This window comes from Neohoeflea coraliihabitans, assembly GCF_019334345.1.
Classification (GTDB): domain Bacteria; phylum Pseudomonadota; class Alphaproteobacteria; order Rhizobiales; family Rhizobiaceae; genus Pseudohoeflea; species Pseudohoeflea coraliihabitans.
This window is the reverse complement of sequence record NZ_JAHWQX010000004.1, coordinates 20,725-36,603: the sequence shown is the minus strand read 5'-3', so window position 1 is coordinate 36,603 and position 15,879 is coordinate 20,725. Positions and strand designations below refer to the sequence as shown.

16 protein-coding genes are annotated in these 15,879 nt (G+C 64.9%); 10 read left to right on the top strand and 6 right to left on the bottom strand.

Annotation, left to right across the window (positions count from 1 at the left end; all coding sequences use genetic code 11):
- Position 1: 1 nt before the first annotated feature.
- Together cysD and cysN are read left to right on the top strand one after the other, a co-directional pair.
- Complete coding sequence (gene cysD, locus KY465_RS15045) at positions 2 to 946, top strand: sulfate adenylyltransferase subunit CysD (protein ID WP_219202890.1); 945 nt, start codon at positions 2 to 4, stop codon at positions 944 to 946.
- Positions 946 to 2,424 carry a sulfate adenylyltransferase subunit CysN gene (cysN, locus tag KY465_RS15040; protein WP_219202888.1) on the top strand — a complete coding sequence of 493 codons (1,479 nt, stop codon included), beginning with the start codon at positions 946 to 948 and terminating at the stop codon, positions 2,422 to 2,424. Before cysD ends, cysN begins: the two co-directional genes overlap by 1 nt.
- Positions 2,425 to 2,474: 50 nt before the next feature.
- Here the strand turns inward: cysN and mog are convergent, their stop codons facing one another.
- The gene (mog, locus tag KY465_RS15035; protein WP_219202886.1) at positions 2,475 to 2,999 is read right to left on the bottom strand and encodes a molybdopterin adenylyltransferase; all 525 of its coding nucleotides are present in this window, start codon (positions 2,997 to 2,999) and stop codon (positions 2,475 to 2,477) included.
- 222 nt (positions 3,000 to 3,221) lie between these two features.
- On the opposite strand from mog, the gene fosX reads away from it, so the two are divergent.
- Positions 3,222 to 3,626, top strand: coding sequence for a FosX/FosE/FosI family fosfomycin resistance hydrolase (gene fosX / locus KY465_RS15030; RefSeq protein ID WP_219202884.1), 405 nt, complete (start codon positions 3,222 to 3,224; stop codon positions 3,624 to 3,626).
- Between the two features lie 6 nt (positions 3,627 to 3,632).
- Here fosX and KY465_RS15025 read toward each other — a convergent pair whose 3' ends face one another.
- The gene (locus KY465_RS15025; RefSeq protein WP_219202882.1) at positions 3,633 to 4,640 is read right to left on the bottom strand and encodes an alpha/beta hydrolase; all 1,008 of its coding nucleotides are present in this window, start codon (positions 4,638 to 4,640) and stop codon (positions 3,633 to 3,635) included.
- Positions 4,641 to 4,846: 206 nt separating this feature from the next.
- On the opposite strand from KY465_RS15025, the gene KY465_RS15020 reads away from it, so the two are divergent.
- The 6 genes from KY465_RS15020 (at position 4,847) to KY465_RS14995 (ending at position 11,073) form a co-directional block, all read left to right on the top strand.
- Positions 4,847 to 5,893 carry a BMP family protein gene (locus tag KY465_RS15020; RefSeq protein ID WP_219202880.1) on the top strand — a complete coding sequence of 349 codons (1,047 nt, stop codon included), beginning with the start codon at positions 4,847 to 4,849 and terminating at the stop codon, positions 5,891 to 5,893.
- Complete coding sequence (locus KY465_RS15015; RefSeq protein ID WP_219202877.1) at positions 5,893 to 7,449, top strand: ABC transporter ATP-binding protein; 1,557 nt, start codon at positions 5,893 to 5,895, stop codon at positions 7,447 to 7,449. The genes KY465_RS15020 and KY465_RS15015 overlap by 1 nt, the downstream gene beginning before the upstream one ends.
- Positions 7,439 to 8,488, top strand: a complete 1,050-nt coding sequence (locus KY465_RS15010) for an ABC transporter permease (RefSeq protein ID WP_219202875.1) — start codon at positions 7,439 to 7,441, stop codon at positions 8,486 to 8,488. The genes KY465_RS15015 and KY465_RS15010 overlap by 11 nt, the downstream gene beginning before the upstream one ends.
- 4 nt (positions 8,489 to 8,492) lie before the next feature.
- Complete coding sequence (locus tag KY465_RS15005; RefSeq protein WP_219202873.1) at positions 8,493 to 9,434, top strand: ABC transporter permease; 942 nt, start codon at positions 8,493 to 8,495, stop codon at positions 9,432 to 9,434.
- On the top strand, positions 9,431 to 10,705 hold the full coding sequence (locus KY465_RS15000; RefSeq protein ID WP_219202871.1) for an amidohydrolase family protein: 1,275 nt from the start codon (positions 9,431 to 9,433) through the stop codon (positions 10,703 to 10,705). The genes KY465_RS15005 and KY465_RS15000 overlap by 4 nt, the downstream gene beginning before the upstream one ends.
- A gap of 119 nt (positions 10,706 to 10,824) precedes the next feature.
- Positions 10,825 to 11,073, top strand: coding sequence for a hypothetical protein (locus KY465_RS14995; RefSeq protein WP_219203339.1), 249 nt, complete (start codon positions 10,825 to 10,827; stop codon positions 11,071 to 11,073).
- A 66-nt stretch (positions 11,074 to 11,139) separates the two neighbouring features.
- On the opposite strand, the gene KY465_RS14990 is transcribed toward KY465_RS14995, so the two are convergent.
- Both KY465_RS14990 and KY465_RS14985 read right to left on the bottom strand, forming a co-directional pair.
- Entirely contained in the window at positions 11,140 to 11,577 is a 438-nt protein-coding gene (locus KY465_RS14990; RefSeq protein WP_219202869.1) for a carboxymuconolactone decarboxylase family protein, read from the bottom strand.
- Positions 11,574 to 11,939, bottom strand: a complete 366-nt coding sequence (locus KY465_RS14985) for a MerR family transcriptional regulator (protein WP_219202867.1) — start codon at positions 11,937 to 11,939, stop codon at positions 11,574 to 11,576. The genes KY465_RS14990 and KY465_RS14985 overlap by 4 nt, the downstream gene beginning before the upstream one ends.
- A 222-nt stretch (positions 11,940 to 12,161) precedes the next feature.
- Between KY465_RS14985 and KY465_RS14980 the strand changes: the two genes are divergently transcribed.
- Positions 12,162 to 12,956 (top strand): class I SAM-dependent methyltransferase, encoded by a 795-nt coding sequence (locus tag KY465_RS14980; RefSeq protein WP_219202865.1) that lies wholly within the window; start codon positions 12,162 to 12,164, stop codon positions 12,954 to 12,956.
- A 4-nt stretch (positions 12,957 to 12,960) separates the two neighbouring features.
- Here KY465_RS14980 and cueR read toward each other — a convergent pair whose 3' ends face one another.
- Positions 12,961 to 13,362 carry a Cu(I)-responsive transcriptional regulator gene (gene cueR, locus KY465_RS14975; RefSeq protein ID WP_219202863.1) on the bottom strand — a complete coding sequence of 134 codons (402 nt, stop codon included), beginning with the start codon at positions 13,360 to 13,362 and terminating at the stop codon, positions 12,961 to 12,963.
- 71 nt (positions 13,363 to 13,433) lie between these two features.
- Complete coding sequence (locus KY465_RS14970; protein WP_219202861.1) at positions 13,434 to 15,845, bottom strand: heavy metal translocating P-type ATPase; 2,412 nt, start codon at positions 15,843 to 15,845, stop codon at positions 13,434 to 13,436.
- Positions 15,846 to 15,879 lie beyond the last annotated feature (34 nt).

The window sequence follows — 15,879 nt, the reverse complement described above, 5'->3', positions numbered from 1 at the left end:
CATGACAGCACATCCCGAAATCATCGAGCACGGCCGCGGCCGTCCGCCGCTCGATCCGCATCTCAAGGCGCTCGAGAACGAGGCGATCCACATCTTTCGCGAGGTGGCCGCCGAGTTCGAGCGGCCGGTGATGCTGTATTCGATCGGCAAGGATTCCTCGGTGCTGCTGCATCTGGCGCGCAAGGCCTTCCATCCCGGCAAGATTCCATTCCCGCTTCTGCATGTGGATACGGGCTGGAAGTTCGCCGAGATGATCGCCTTCCGCGATTCCATCGCCGCCGAGTATGACCTCGATCTGATCGTTCACAGCAATCCGCGCGGCAAGGCCGAAGGCATCACGCCGTTCACACATGGTTCGGCGCTTTACACCGACATCATGAAGACCGAGGCCCTGCGCCAGGCGCTTGATGCCGGCAAGTTCGACGCGGCCTTCGGCGGCGCCCGCCGCGACGAGGAGGCTTCGCGCGCCAAGGAGCGCATCTACTCGTTCCGCACGCCCGATCATCGCTGGGATCCGCGCAACCAGCGGCCGGAATTGTGGTCGATCTACAATGGCATGATCCGGCCCGGCGAAAGCGTGCGCGCCTTTCCGCTGTCGAACTGGACCGAGGTGGATATCTGGCGCTACATCGCGGCCGAGAACATCCCGCTCGTGCCACTCTATTACGCGGCGCCGCGCAAGGTGGTGGAGCGCGACGGCATGTTGATCCTCGCCGAGGATGCGCGGCTGGAACTCTTGCCCGGCGAGCAGGTGCGCAGCGAAATGGTGCGCTTTCGCACCCTCGGCTGCTTTCCGCTGACCGGCGCCATCCGCTCGCACGCCACGACACTCGACGAGGTCATCGAGGAACTGGAAATCGCCACGGTCTCGGAGCGCCAGGGACGCGCCATCGACCGCGACCAGTCCGGCTCGATGGAAAAGAAAAAACGCGAAGGATATTTCTGATGACGGGGCACAACACGTCGCTGGCGCGGGCTGAACGCGCGGCTGATCCAACGCCATCGATCGAGACTGCCAGCGAGCTGGCGGGCAAGGATTCGCGGCCGCTGAGGTTCATCACCTGCGGCTCGGTCGATGACGGCAAATCTACGCTGATCGGCCGGCTGCTATGGGACACCAAGGCGGTCAAGGAAGATCAGGCGGCGGCCCTGTCGCGCGATTCGACCGGCAAGCAGAACGATCTCGGCCTGCCGGATTTCGCGCTGCTTCTCGACGGGCTGCAGGCCGAACGCGAACAGGGCATCACCATCGATGTCGCCTACCGCTATTTCTCGACGGAACGGCGCGCCTTCATTGTTGCCGACACGCCCGGGCATGTGCAGTACACCCGCAACATGGCGACCGGCGCCTCGACCGCCGATCTGGCGGTGCTGCTTGTCGATGCGCGCACGGGTCTGCTCGAACAGACACGGCGGCATGCGACGATTGCGGCGCTGATGGGCATCCGGCAGTTCGTGCTGGCGGTCAACAAGATCGATCTGACCGATTACGACGAAGCCGGCTATCTGCAAATCAGCCGCGCGTTCCGCGAACTGGCCCTGACGCTCGGCGTCAAGAACGTCATCTCGATTCCGGTCTCGGCACTGAAAGGCGAGAACATCGTACTGCCGGGCACGGCAGCGATGCCGTGGTATGAGGGGCCAACGCTGGTCGAGGTGCTTGAACGCGCAACCCAACGCGCCGGACAGTCGACCGGGTTCCGCATGTCGGTGCAGCGCGTGTCGCGCCCCGGTGAAGGCTTTCGCGGATATCAGGGCACGGTCAGCGGCGGCTCGATCAAGCCCGGCGATTCCGTTGTCATTCTGCCCTCCGGCGTCGAGGCCAATGTCAAGCAGATCGTCACCTTCGATCTGATCCGCAATGCCGCGGTCAGCGGTGATGCGATCACCCTGGTGCTCGACCGGCCGGTCGATATTGCGCGCGGCGACATGATTGTCGCTATCGATCAGCGCCCGCAGACCGGCACGGCGTTTTCCTCGCGGCTGGTGGCGCTGTCGGCCGATGGCATCGAGCCGGGCAAGCGCTACTGGCTGAAAGCCGGATCGCGGCGGCAGCGGGTGCAGGTGACACCAACGGCGGCGCTCGATCTGCAAAGCGGGCAGTGGCAACCGGCGACAGGCCTGGCGCTGAACGCCATCGGCAGCGCGCAGCTTGATTTCGACGAGCCGGCGATCTTCGATGCCTATGACACCAACCGGCAGACCGGCGCCTTCATCCTGATCGATCCGGAAACGCGCAACACGGTGGCCGGCGGCATGATCGAAGGCCGGCGCAATCCGCCGGGCGGTCTGCGTGGCGGCACTGATGGACGGGTGCGCATCACCCTGCCCGGCCATCTTCTCGAGGCCTTCCGCAATTCGGACTTCGCCCGCAGCCATGCCGGCGAAATCCGTGTCGAAGAGGGCGAGAGCAGCAACGATTGATCAAGGCCGGTTGCGGCGGCGGTCGCGCCCCGTAGGTCAGGCGCGCAGTATCACGCGCCCTTGGGTCGGAAGGCCTTGATGACCTCGTCGCGGGTCTCGATGCGGCCGGCGCCGATCAGATCGAGGCAATAGGGCACGGCGGGAAAGACCGCGTTGAGGCAGATGTCGATCGCCGCCGGCTTGCCCGGCACATTGATGATCAGTGTGGTGCCTCGCACCCCCGCCGTCTGCCGCGACAGGATGGCGGTCGGCACTTCCTCGAGGCTGACGCGGCGCATCAGTTCCCCGAAGCCGGGCAGTTCCATGGTGATCACCTGGCGCATCGCTTCCGGGGTCAGATCACGCGGGCTGGGGCCGGTGCCGCCGGTGGTCAGCACCAGATCAGCTCCCTCGACGTCGCAGAGATCAATCAGCGTGTCACGCACGCTCTCCAGGCCGTCGGGGATGACGCGGCGCTGCATCTCGAAGGCGGAGGAGATGGCGCGGCGCAGCCAGTCTTCCAACGCCGGGCCGCTCTTGTCCTCGTATTCACCGCGGCTGGCGCGGTCGGAAATGGTGACGGCGACAATTTTCATGAAATATCCTTCAGGGCCGGTTTGAGGGTTTGTCTAGCGCAGCGGCGGCGCGCCGCCAAGGGCGGGCGATGCGCCGTGCATGGCTTCGGGCGGTCTACCGACCTGGCTGCGGCTGCGGCGATCAGCCGTTGCCGGGCGGGCGCGGCGGTGGCATTGTCCGGTCGCATTCGCCGTGCAGCACGGGCATCCGCAGTCCGGCAATTCACCACCCGGGAGAACCAGATGGTCGAGGGGCTCAGCCATATCACCTTCATCGTCAGCGATCTTGACCGGATGGAAAAGCTGCTCGTCACGGTGCTGGATGCGGAAAAGACCTATGACAGCGGCGCGGCCAGCCATTCCCTGTCGCCGGAACGGTTTTTCGATATTGGCGGCGTCTGGGTGGCGGTGATGCAAGGTCCGGCACTCGGCGAGCGGAGCTACAATCACGTCGCCTTCAAGATTGCCGAGGACGAGTACGAGGCGCGGCTGGCGCGCATTGAAGCGCTCGGCCTCGATGTGCGCGAGGGCCGCGCCCGCATTGCCGGCGAAGGCCGCTCGATCTATTTTCACGACTACGACAATCACCTGTTCGAACTGCATACGGGCACGCTGGCGACGCGGCTGGCGCGCTACGCGCGCGGCTAGAACCTTTTAGAAATGCTCTTTCAGCCAATCGGCGATCAGCGGCGCTGTTTGCTCATTGTCGACGATGCCGAGATGGTTTTCCCCGTCGATCAGGTGATAGCGGCCGGTGGCCGTGTGGGCCGAGATGGTCGGCTCGAATTGGTCCGCGTGGAACGCCTCGTCCTCGGCGCCGGCAATCAGCAGCAGCGGCCTGTCGATGGCGGCCAGATCGGCGGTATAATCGCGGCGCGGCGAATAGCTGGTCAGCAGCCGATGCGAATAGGTGTCGGTGACCGTCTTACCCAGCGGGCTGCGCCGCACAAGGTCCGGCACGGCGAAGGCAATCACCGGCAGGTGGTCAAGGTGGTGCACGCCGGCGGCATTGAGCATCGACAGGCCGATGATACGGCGGGTGGCCGGATAGGCCCAGTTGCCCGAATGCGGCCTGGCGGTCGGCGCCCTGTAGCCAAGATAGGGTGCGAGCAGCACAAAGCCGTCGGCGAGCGATGCATGCGGCCCACCGGCAAAGCGCACGGTCAGGCCGCCGCCGGAGGAATGGCCGCCGATCACCAGCTTGCGCTCGCCCGCCTTGAGGCCGAGATGAGCAACGAGGTCGGCGATATCGTCCTCGAGCTGGCCGATATGACCCACGTCACCGCGCTTGTGCGGCGCTTCGCCATGGCCGCGCAGATCCGGGACGATCACCTCGATGCCCTGCGCGGCCAGCTGTGCGGCAAGATGCCAGAACTGCCGGCCGTGCCAGGTGGAGCCGTGCAGGAGAATGAGCGCCGGCGACCGGGCGCTTTCACCGGGCCAGCGGCGATAGACCAGCTCGGCGCCATCGCCGGCCCGAAAGGTCTCGGGCGCGGGCACGGTGCGGGTGTCGAGCGCCGGCAGGTGGCCGAACTGCAGGCCTTCGCCCTTCTTCGCGGACGGCGCGCTCGGGGTCTGCGAGGCGGCCAGCACCGCCCCGGCGATGAAATAGGCGCCGCCGGCGATGACGACGCCGACAAGAAAGGTGCTGAGAAAGGACATGGATTGTCGCGCTCCGGCGCTTCTGCTCGATGGGCCGCTCGCCGGCGCTTGTATCAGCAAGATCCGGCGAACTGCAAACGCCGCCGCGATGCACCGCTCTTTTCCGCGCCGTCAGGCGCGCCGCCCATTGCCAAGGGCGGAAACGCGTTTTAACGTTTGGTCAAAAATTACCCGGAACAGCTTTCATCGCAACAGGAGCGTCTGACATGTCCAAATCCCCTGCCCCGAAAATTCTCGTCAAACGCCGGCAGCTGCTGGCCAGCGGCGCCGCCGCCGTGGCCACCCTGGCGCTGTCGGCCACGCTGCCCGGCTTTATCGGTCCGGCTGCGGCCCAGGAAGAGCCGATCAAGGTCGCGGCGATCTACACCGTGCCGGTGGAGCAGCAATGGGTTAGCCGTATTCACAAGGCGGCGCAGGCGGCAAAGGAGCGCGGCGACATCGAATACGTGTTCTCGGAAAGCGTGTCGAACAACGATTATGAGCGCGTCATGCGCGAATATGCGGAGGCCGGCCATGACCTGATCGTCGGCGAGGCCTTTGCCGTCGAGGACGCCGCCCGCGCTGTTGCCGCCGACTATCCGGACACCGCCTTCCTGATCGGCTCCTCCTTCAAGCCGGACGATGCCAACCCGAATTTCGCAGTGTTCGACAACTACATCCAGGATGCCTCCTATCTGACCGGGATCATTGCCGGCGCCATGACCGAGAGCAACAATATCGGCATGGTCGGCGGCTATCCGATTCCCGAGGTCAACCGGTTGATGAATGCCTTCATGGCCGGCGCCCGCGAGATCAATCCGGAGGTCGAATTCCAGGTCGCCTTCATCGGCTCCTGGTTCGATCCGCCGAAAGCCAAGGAGACGGCATTCGCGCAGATCGATGGCGGCGCCGACGTGCTCTATGCCGAGCGCTTCGGCGTGTCGGACGCGGCCCAGGAAAAGGGGCTTCTGGCGATCGGCAATGTCATCGACACGCAGTCCGACTATCCCGACACGGTGGTGGCATCGGCGCTGTGGCATTTCGAACCGACGCTCGATGCGGCGATTGCCAAGGTCCGCGACGGGAGCTTCAAGGCCGAGGATTACGGCGTCTATTCCTTCATGAAGGAAAAAGGCTCGTCGCTGGCGCCGCTCGGCACCTTCGAGGGCAAGGTCCCAGAAGAGGCCATGAAGCTGGTTGAAGAGAAGAGAAAGGCGATCCTGGACGGCTCATTTACCGTCGAGATCGATGATTCCGAGCCCAAATCCAGCTGATGCCGGACACAGCGGGGGACGAGGCGGAGACTGTTCTCCGCCTCGCGGGGATCACCAAACACTTCGGCGCGCTGACCGCCAATGACGCCATCTCGCTGACGCTGAAGCGCGGCGAGGTGGTGGCGCTGCTCGGCGAAAACGGCGCCGGCAAGACGACGCTGATGAACATCCTGTTCGGCCACTACACGGCCGATGCCGGACGCATCGAGGTCGAGGGACGACCGCTGCCGGCCGGCGAACCGCGCGCTGCCCTGGCCGCCGGGATCGGCATGGTGCACCAGCATTTTACTCTCGCCGAACAGATGAGCGTGCTCGACAATATCGTGCTCGGCACGCAGCGACTGTTCCGGCCGAGGCTGGACCGGCGGGCGGCGCGGACCCGCATTGACCGCCTGGCGCGCGATTACGGGCTGGCCGTCGATGCGCAGGCGCAGATCAAGGATCTTTCGGTGGGCGAGCGCCAGAGGGTGGAGATCCTCAAGGCGCTGTATCGCGACGCGCGCATTCTGATTCTCGACGAACCGACGGCGGTGCTGACGCCGATGGAGTGCGAGGCGCTGTTTGCGACCCTCAAGAAGCTGGTCGCCGACGGGCTGTCGGTGATCTTCATCTCGCACAAGCTGCACGAAGTGATGGCGGTCAGCGACAGGGTCGTCGTGCTGCGGGCCGGCGCGGTGGCGGGTACGCGGGCAATCGGCGAGACGTCGGCGCAGGACCTGGCGCATCTGATGGTCGGCGCCGAACTGGCCCAGGATGAGGTGGCGCCGGCGACGCCGGGACCGGTCCTGTTCGCGCTGGCCAATGCGCGGACACGCAGCTATGGCGGCGCCGGGCTGAACGGTGTCAGTCTGGAACTGAGAGCCGGCGAGATCACCGGCCTGGCCGGCATTTCGGGAAATGGACAGGCGGCGCTGGCGGCAGCGATCGCCGGCACCCTGCCCCTGAGCGCGGGCACGATCAGCATTCGCGGCGAGACGATGGCGCGCTGGTCGCCGCGCCAGGCACTGGCGCGGCGGCTCGGACGCATCCCCGAGGACCGGCATGCGACCGGCATGATCGGCGATATGAGCGTCACCGAGAATGTCATTTCCGAGGGCTATCGCAGCCGGCGCTTTTCGCGCCTGGGCATTCTTGACTGGGCGGCAGCGGCGGCTTTCGCGCGCCAGATCATTGCCGCCTATGACGTGAAATGCCCCTCCGAAGAAGCGCGCGTGCGGCTTTTGTCCGGCGGCAACATGCAGAAACTCATTCTCGGACGGGCGCTTGATGGCGATCCGGAGGTGATACTCGCCAGCCAGCCGACCCGCGGGCTCGATGTGGGCGCCGTGGCCTATGTGCACAGGCGCCTGGTCGAGGCGCGCGACCGGGGGGCGGCGATCCTGCTGATTTCCGAGGATCTCGACGAGATCCAGGCCCTGTCGGACCGCATCATCGTGATGTCGCAGGGACGCCTGTCAGCACCCTCGGCGCGCGGCGCGCGCAGCCAGCGCGATCTCGGTATTCTGATGGCCGGACACGGCTTTGATGAGCATGGGAGCGCCTCGGATGCGGCTTGAACCACGCGCAGCTTCCTCGCTGACGCGGTCGCTGTCGCTGACCGTGCTGGCGCTTGCCGCGGCGCTGGTCTTTGCCTCGCTTCTGGTGATGGCGGCCGGCGCCAATCCGCTGACCGTGTTCTGGCTGGTCGCCAAAGGCGCCGCCGGTTCGCAATTCGCGGCGCTGGAAACGCTGACCCGGGCGACGCCGCTGATCTTCACCGGCCTCGCCGTCGCCGTCGCCTTCCGCGCCAAACTGTGGAACATCGGCGCCGAGGCGCAGCTGTACATGGGCGCGGTGATGACGGTGGTGATCGGCACCGGGGCGGTGACGATCCCGGCCTATGGCCTGATCCCGCTGATCATGATGGCGGCGATGCTGGCCGGTGCCCTGGTGCTGCTTGGCCCGGCGCTGCTGAAGACCCGCTTCGGGGTCGACGAGGTGGTGACGACGCTGCTGCTCAATTTCATCGTCATCCTGTTCGTCTCGCTGCTGCTTGAAGGGCCACTGAAGGATCCGACCGGGCTCGGCTGGCCGCAATCGGAAAAGGTGATTGCCGAGGCCAAACTGCCGCGCCTGATCAAGGGCAAGCGGCTGCATTTCGGCTTCGTGCTGGCGCTGGTCGCGGCCGGCATCATCTGGTTCATCATGAAGAAAACCGTGCTCGGTTACGAGATGCGGGCCGTCGGCCACAATGCCGAGGCGGCACGCTTTGCCGGCATTCCGGTCAACCGTGTGCTGGCCAAGACGGCGCTGCTGTCGGGCGGACTGGCGGCGCTGGCGGGCTTTTCGGAGGTTGCCGGATTGAAGGGCAATCTGACGCTCGATCTGTCGCCCGGCTACGGCTACACGGGCATCGTCGTGGCGATGCTGGCGATGCTGCACCCGCTTGGCGTGGTGATCGCGGCGATCTTCGTCGCGGGAATCTTCGTCGGTGCCGATGCGATGAGCCGTTCGGCGAATGTGCCGAGCTACATCGCGCAGGTGATGGTGGCGAGCGCATTGCTGGCCATGGTGACGGCGATGATGCTGATGCGCTACCGCATCCGGTGGAGGTAACGCCATGGAAGCCTTCGACATTCTTCTGACGGCGAGTTTCTGGGCGGCGGCCATCCGCATCGCCTCGCCGCTGATCTTCGCGACCATGGGCGAATTAATCTGCGAACGCGCTGGCGTCCTCAATCTCGGCATTGAGGGGATCATGACCGCCGGGGCGTTCGCCGGCTGGTTCACCGTCTATCTCGGCTTCGATCTGTGGACCGGTGTGATGATCGCGGCGCTGACGGGGGCGGCATTCGGGCTGCTGCACGGCGTTCTGACCGTTCCCCTCGGCCTGTCACAGCATGTCATCGGCATCGGCATCACGCTGCTGGCCACATCGCTGACCTATTTCACCTATCGCCTCTTGCTGCCGGAAGTCTCCTCGCCACCAAAGATCGAGGCCTTTCAACCTCTCGCCATTCCGGGCCTTTCAGAGATTCCGATTCTCGGCCCGGCGCTGTTCGAGCAGACGCCGCTGACCTATCTGGCCTTTGTCAGCGTCGCGGTTGTGGCGTGGGTGCTGTACCGCACACCAGCAGGCGTGGCGGTGCGGGCGGTGGGCGAAAATCCGAGCGCCGTGGAAGCCCAGGGCATTTCCGTCTCGGCGGTGCGCATCGGAGCGGTGATGGCCGGTTCGGCGCTGATGGCGATCGGTGGTGCGTTCCTGACCATGTCGGCGTTCAATTCGTTCTTTTTCGAAATGATCAATGGCCGGGGCTGGATCGCAATCGCGCTGGTCGTCTTCGGCTCGTGGCGGCCCGGCAAGGCGCTGATCGGGGCCATTCTGTTTGCCGCATTCGATGCCTATCAGGTGCGGCTGCAGCAACTGACCGGCGGGGTGATCCCCTATCAGGTGTTTTTGATGATGCCCTATATCCTGTCGATCGCCGCCCTGGTGCTGGTGGCCCGGCGGGTGGCCTATCCGAAGGCGCTGATGGTGCCCTATCAGAAAGGTGAGAGATGAGTTTCGACATTCTCTTGAAGGGCGGCGTGCTGCCGGACGGCACCCATGCCGATATCGGCCTGTCGGGCGGCGAAATCGCGGCCGTCGAGGCGGGCATTGCGGCCGAGGCCGGTGAGACGATCGACGTTTCCGGTCATCTTGTCAGTCCGCCCTTTGTCGATCCGCATTTCCACATGGACGCGACACTGTCCTACGGGCGGCCGCGCATCAATGCCTCCGGCACGTTGCTCGAAGGCATCGCGCTGTGGGGCGAGTTGAAACCGGTGCAGACAGAAGAGGAAATTGCAGCGCGGGCGCTCGATTACTGCGACTGGGCCGCCTCGATGGGTCTGCTGGCGATCCGCAGCCATGTCGACACCTCCGATGAAGACGGGCTGAAGGGAGTGCGGGCGCTGCTGTCGGTGCGCGAGCAGATCAGGGACTATATCGATCTGCAGCTGGTGGCCTTTCCGCAGGACGGGCTGTACCGCGCGCCGAACGCCCGCAAGTGCACACTTGAAGCGCTGGACATGGGCGTCGACGTGGTGGGCGGCATTCCGCATTTCGAGCGCACGATGGCCGACGGCCGGGCTTCGGTGACGGAACTTTGCGAGATCGCCGCGGCGCGCGGGCTCCGGGTCGACATGCATTGCGACGAGAGCGATGATCCGCAGTCGCGGCATATCGAACAGCTGGTCTACGAGACGCAACGGCTCGGGCTGCATGGCCGGGTCGCCGGCTCGCACCTGACATCGATGCATTCGATGGACAATTACTATGTCTCGAAACTGTTGCCGCTGATGGCGGAGGCGCAGGTGGCGGCGATCCCCAATCCGCTGATCAACATCACCTTGCAGGGCCGGCATGACAGCTATCCGAAGCGGCGTGGCATGACGCGCGTCCGCGAGATGCTGGCGCACGGCATCCGGGTCGGTTTCGGCCAGGACTGCGTGCTCGATCCCTGGTATTCGCTGGGCACCGCCGACCTTCTGGATGTCGCCTTCATGGCCTTGCATGTCGGGCAGATGACGAGCCCAGCGGAGATGCGGCGCTGTTATGACATGGTGACCAGCGAAAGCGCCGCGATCCTCGGCCTTGACGGCTACGGCCTGCACAAAGGCGCAGCGGCCAGCCTGGTGGTGCTCGATGCGTCCGATCCGGTGGAAGCCATCCGGCTCAGGGCCGACCGGCTGCTGGTAATTTCCAAGGGACAGGTGATCGCACGGCGAGCGAAAACGCCAATGCAGCTGACCCTTCCCGGACGCCAGAAGGCCATCGACCGGCGCTTTTGAAGAGGTTTCTGGCCGTTGTGCCGAAACAGGGAACCGGCCGGGCGCGTGGACAGCCGGAACTTGGCCCGGTGCTCCTGCGTTTGCCCTGTGAGTTCACGTTTGGACCAAGGAGTTTTGCAATGACCGACGAATCCTTTGAAATCGAGCAGCGCGAGGATGGCTACAGCTACGTCATCGACAATCGCCACTCGCCGGTCTACGCGACCCGCGAACTGGCTGCGGAGGCGGCGCGCGCGGAGCTGGAATCGCGCGAGAAGGCCGACAATGAAGAGAAGCTGGAGACCGGTCTGGAAGACACGTTTCCGGCCAGTGATCCTGTGGCCGTGACCATTCCCGGGCATGCGGGCGATCCGGATCACGAGAAGTAGATCACTCGAGCTGCGGCCCGGTCCTCCCCTCACCGTGGCCCTTGCCTGAACCGGGCTGTCTCACCATCAGCTGATATCTTGCGCGGACCCGACCTCGTCGGGTCCGTTTTCGCTATCAAGCGCGGCGAATACCGCTTTTGCCGCCGACAGGCCGTTCAGCGCCGCCGGAAAGCCGGCATAGACAGACATCTGCATCAGGATCTCGACGATCTCCTCGCGCGTCAGGCCCACATTGAGCCCGGCGCGGATGTGCACTTCCAGCTGCGGGCGAGCGGTCCCCATGGCGCATAGCGCGCCGATGGTGGCAATCTCGCGCTCGCGCAGACTGAGACCGGGGCGGCTGTAGATATCGCCGAACGGAAACTCGAGCAGGTAGGTGGCAAAATCCGGCGCGATGTCCGCCAGGCTGCGCACCACGGCTTCACCGGCCTCGCCGTCGATTTCAGCCAGTGCCCTCTGGCCACGCTGCAGCCGGGTCTCCGTTGCATTGTCGATAGGGTTCATTCCGGTGTTTCCTTGCGTTTATCGGTGTAGCTGAAGATCTTGGCGTCAAGCGCATCGAGCGCCTCGGTGAGACGACGCATCCGATCGCGCACATGGCTGCGATGGGATTTTAGAATGTGCCGCCGTGCGTTTGCGGTCGTGTCTCCCTGTTCGCGCAGTTCGGCATAGTGAACCATCTGGCGCAACGGCATGCCGGTTTCCTTCAGGCGGCTGAGAAATGCGATCCATGTCAGGATGGCTGCGTCATAATCGCGGTGTCCGGCTGCATCGCGACCGGCTCTCGGCACCAGGCCGATGCGTTCGTAATAGCGGATCGTATGCACCGAAAGGCCCGAGCGTTGCGCCACTTCCCCAATTTTCATCGTTTGCCTCTTGTTGCCATCGGGCGAAACCTACCGGTTCGAGTGCACTCGAAGTCAAGGGCAAAAGCGACGCCGCGCCCGGCGCACGCAATGTGGCCCTCCAGGCGGAAGTGATCGTACAGCGCGCGGCATAGAGGGTGGGGCAAAGCCGTTCGCCACTAGATCGTCATATGCTAATTTACCCCCATGATTCGTCTAATTTTCAACTAGGCAGACCAAGCGATGGCCCTGCGGCGCGTGCTGATGATGGCGCTGAAGACCCTTCTTCTCCAAGGGCTGGCGCTGATCATCGTCTGGTCGATCCTGCGCCTCGTGCCATTGAACGCCAAACTGGTCGAAGAGCTGCCGGCCGGCGCTGCGATGATCATCATGCTGTTGGCCCTCGGGGCGCTGGCGGCGGCTTTCGGCCGCCTGTTGCTGCGCCTGCCGGCGGCATGGCTGATGGTGCAGCTGGTGGTGCCGCTGGCCGTCGTGCAGGCGGCAAGCGCCCCGGCATGGCTGTTTCCCGTGGCCCTTGCAGTGCTGGCGCTGATCTTCTGGAACAGTCCGCTGGAACGGGTGCCGCTGTATCTGACCAACCGCGAGACGCGCAGCGCCCTCAGCCAGCTGATCACCGACAACCGGTCCGGCAGCTTTGTCGATCTGGGTTGCGGGACGGGCGGCGTGGTGCTGACGCTGGCGCGCGCGCATCCGCGCCTGATCTGCGACGGTCTCGAGACCGCTCCGCTGGTCTATGCGGTGGCGCGCATGCGAAAATTCCTGGCGCGCTGCCGCAATGCGCGGATCGGGTTTCGCAGCCTGTGGCGCAGCGGATTGGCCGAGCGGGATCTGGTCTACTGCTTCCTGTCGCCGGCGCCGATGGCGGCTCTGTTTGCAAAGGCGCGCGCCGAAATGCGACCGGGCAGCCTGTTCGTCAGCAACAGTTTCGCGGTGCCGGGGGTGACGCCGGAGGCGGTGATTCCGGTGGGCGACCGGCGGCGCACGCAGCTTTATCTCTACCGCATCGGCGCCGAGTGAGGCCTCAGTTCCCCTCGCCTGACTGGCCGGCCAGCGTATCGATGATCGGGCATTCGGGCTCGGCATCGCCGTGACAATTGGCAACGAGCGTCGACAGCGTCTTGCGCAAGGCCTTCAGCTCGACGAGCTTGCGATCGATATGCACGATCTTGTCCTCGGCGATCGCCTTGACCTCGGCACTGGAGCGATGGCTGTCGCGATACAGCGACAGCAGCAGGCGGCATTCATCAAGCGAGAAGCCGAGGCTGCGCGCCCGCTGCAGGAAGCTGAGGGTTTCGACATCGCGGGCGCAATAGTCGCGATAGCCATTGGGTCCGCGCGCCGGCTTGATCAGATCGATGTCTTCGTAATAGCGGATGGTCTTTGCCGGCAGTCCGGACCGTTCGGCGGCAATGGCGATGTTCATGACTGCTCTCCTTTCTCAAAAGCCTCTCACGCGGGGGTCTTCTGGCCTTTCCCCGGCGCTCCAGGCCGGGCTCAGGCGCCCAGCCTGACCCGGCGCAGCCGCAGGGCGTTGCTGATCACCGAGACCGATGACAGGCTCATGGCCGCGGCGGCGATCATCGGCGACAGCAGCGTGCCGGTGACCGGGTAGAGAATGCCGGCGGCGATCGGAACGCCGGCGGCATTGTAGCAGAAAGCAAAGAACAGGTTCTGCTTGATGTTGCGCAGCGTGGCGCGGGCCAGTTGGCGCGCCTTGACGACGCCGATCAGGTCGCCCTTGAGCAGCGTGATGCCGGCGCTTTCGACGGCCACATCGGCGCCGGTGCCCATGGCAATGCCCACTTCGGCGGCGGCGAGAGCCGGTGCGTCATTGACGCCATCGCCTGCCATGGCGACCTTGTGACCCTGGCGGTGAAACTCGTCGACCAGGGCCTTCTTGTCTTCAGGCAGGATCCCGGCACGGACCTCGTCGATGCCAAGTTTCGCCGCGACGGCACGGGCGGTGATTTCATTGTCACCGGTAGCCATGACAACGCGCAGGCCTTCCTCGTGCAAGGCCTTGATGGCCGCGGCAGTGGTGGGTTTGATGGGATCGGCGACGGCGATCAAACCGGCGATGCGGTCATCAAGGGCGACATACATGGCGGATTTGCCACTGGCCCGCAATTCATCGGCGCGCGCATCGAGTGCGGCGTGATCGATCTTGTCCAGCGCCATCATCGCGGCATTGCCGAGCGCCACTTTCCGGCCGGCAGCAACGCCGCGCACGCCCTTGCCGGTCACCGCTTCGAAATCGCCGACGGCGGATGAATTTATGCCGCGCGCCTCGATGCCCGAGACGATCGCCTCGGCGAGCGGATGCTCGGACCCCTGCTCGAGCCCGCGCACGGCCGCCAGCATCTCGTTCTCATCGACACCGTCAACGGTCTCGACATCGGTGAGTTGTGGACGGCCCTCGGTCAGCGTGCCAGTCTTGTCGACGACGATGATGTCGACCTTGGCCATGCGCTCGAGCGCCTCTGCATCCTTGATCAGAACGCCCATCTGAGCGCCGCGGCCGGTTGCCGTCATGATCGACATCGGCGTGGCCAGACCCAGCGCACAGGGACAGGCGATGATCAGCACGGCGACCGCCGAGACCATGGCGAAGATGAAGGACGGCTCCGGTCCGAAAACCAGCCAGACGATGAATGCGATAATGGCGACGGCCACCACGGCCGGCACGAAGAAGGAAGCAACCCGATCGGCCAGTCCCTGGATCGGCGCGCGCGAGCGCTGCGCCGAAGCGACCATGGCCACGATGCGCGCCAGCATGCTGTCCTCGCCGACGGCGCGCGTCTCGATGATCAGCGAGCCCTGCTTGTTGAGCGTGCCGCCGGTGACCGTATCGCCAGCCTGTTTGGAGACCGGCATAGGCTCGCCGGACAGAAGGCTCTCATCGACACTGGATGTGCCCTCGATGACGGTGGCATCGACGGGGACGGCCTCGCCCGGACGCACGCGCAGGCGGTCGCCTTCCACGATGTTTTCCAGCGGCGCGTCGTATTCATCGCCATCGGGCGTGATGCGGCGCGCGGTTTTTGGCGCCAGGTCGAGAAGAGCGCGGATGGCGTCGCCGGTGCGTTCGCGGGCGCGCAGTTCCAGCACCTGGCCAACGAAGATCAGGGCGACGATGACCACGGCGGCTTCGTAATACACCGGAACATGGCCGCCATGCATCTTCAGGCCGTCAGGGAACAGGCCCGGCAGGAAGGTCGCCACAACGGAGAAGCCGTAGGCGGCGCCGACGCCCAGCATGATCAGCGTCCACATGTTGGCATTCATGGTGCGCACCGACGTGATCCCGCGCTGGAAGAAGGGCAGCGCGGCCCAGAGGACGACCGGGGCGGCCAGCAGGAATTCGACATAGACGGACATCTGCTCGCCGAGCCACTGGCGGATGGGAAGGCCAAACATCGGTCCCATGGTGAGGATGAGAAGCGGCACGGCGGCCAGCACGCTGACCCACAGACGGCGTGTGAAATCAACGAGTTCCTCGTTCGGCCCCTCGGCAACGCCGCTCATCGGCTCAAGCGCCATGCCGCAGATCGGGCAGGCGCCGGGGCCATCGCGCACCACTTCCGGATGCATCGGGCAGGTGTATTGCACGGCGCCGGAGGCAACGACCTTCTTTTTCGCATTGCCGCCCGAGAGGTAAAACCAGGGATCGGTTTCGAACTTGTCGTGACACTTGCTGCTGCAGAAATGGAAGGTTTGCCCCTTGTGCTCGAGGGACGGCTTGCCGGCATCAACCGCCACCTGCATGCCGCAGACGGGGTCGGTGACCTTGCCGTCGACGGGAACCGTGGCGGCGGAAAGAATATCTGTACCGGATGGGCTGTGATCGTGATGCGAACAGCAGGCGCCATGACCATCGGTATGCGTATGAGCAAGAATTTTCGCCATCGGAAGCTCCAAAGCGGTTCAAGTGAAAGGTCGT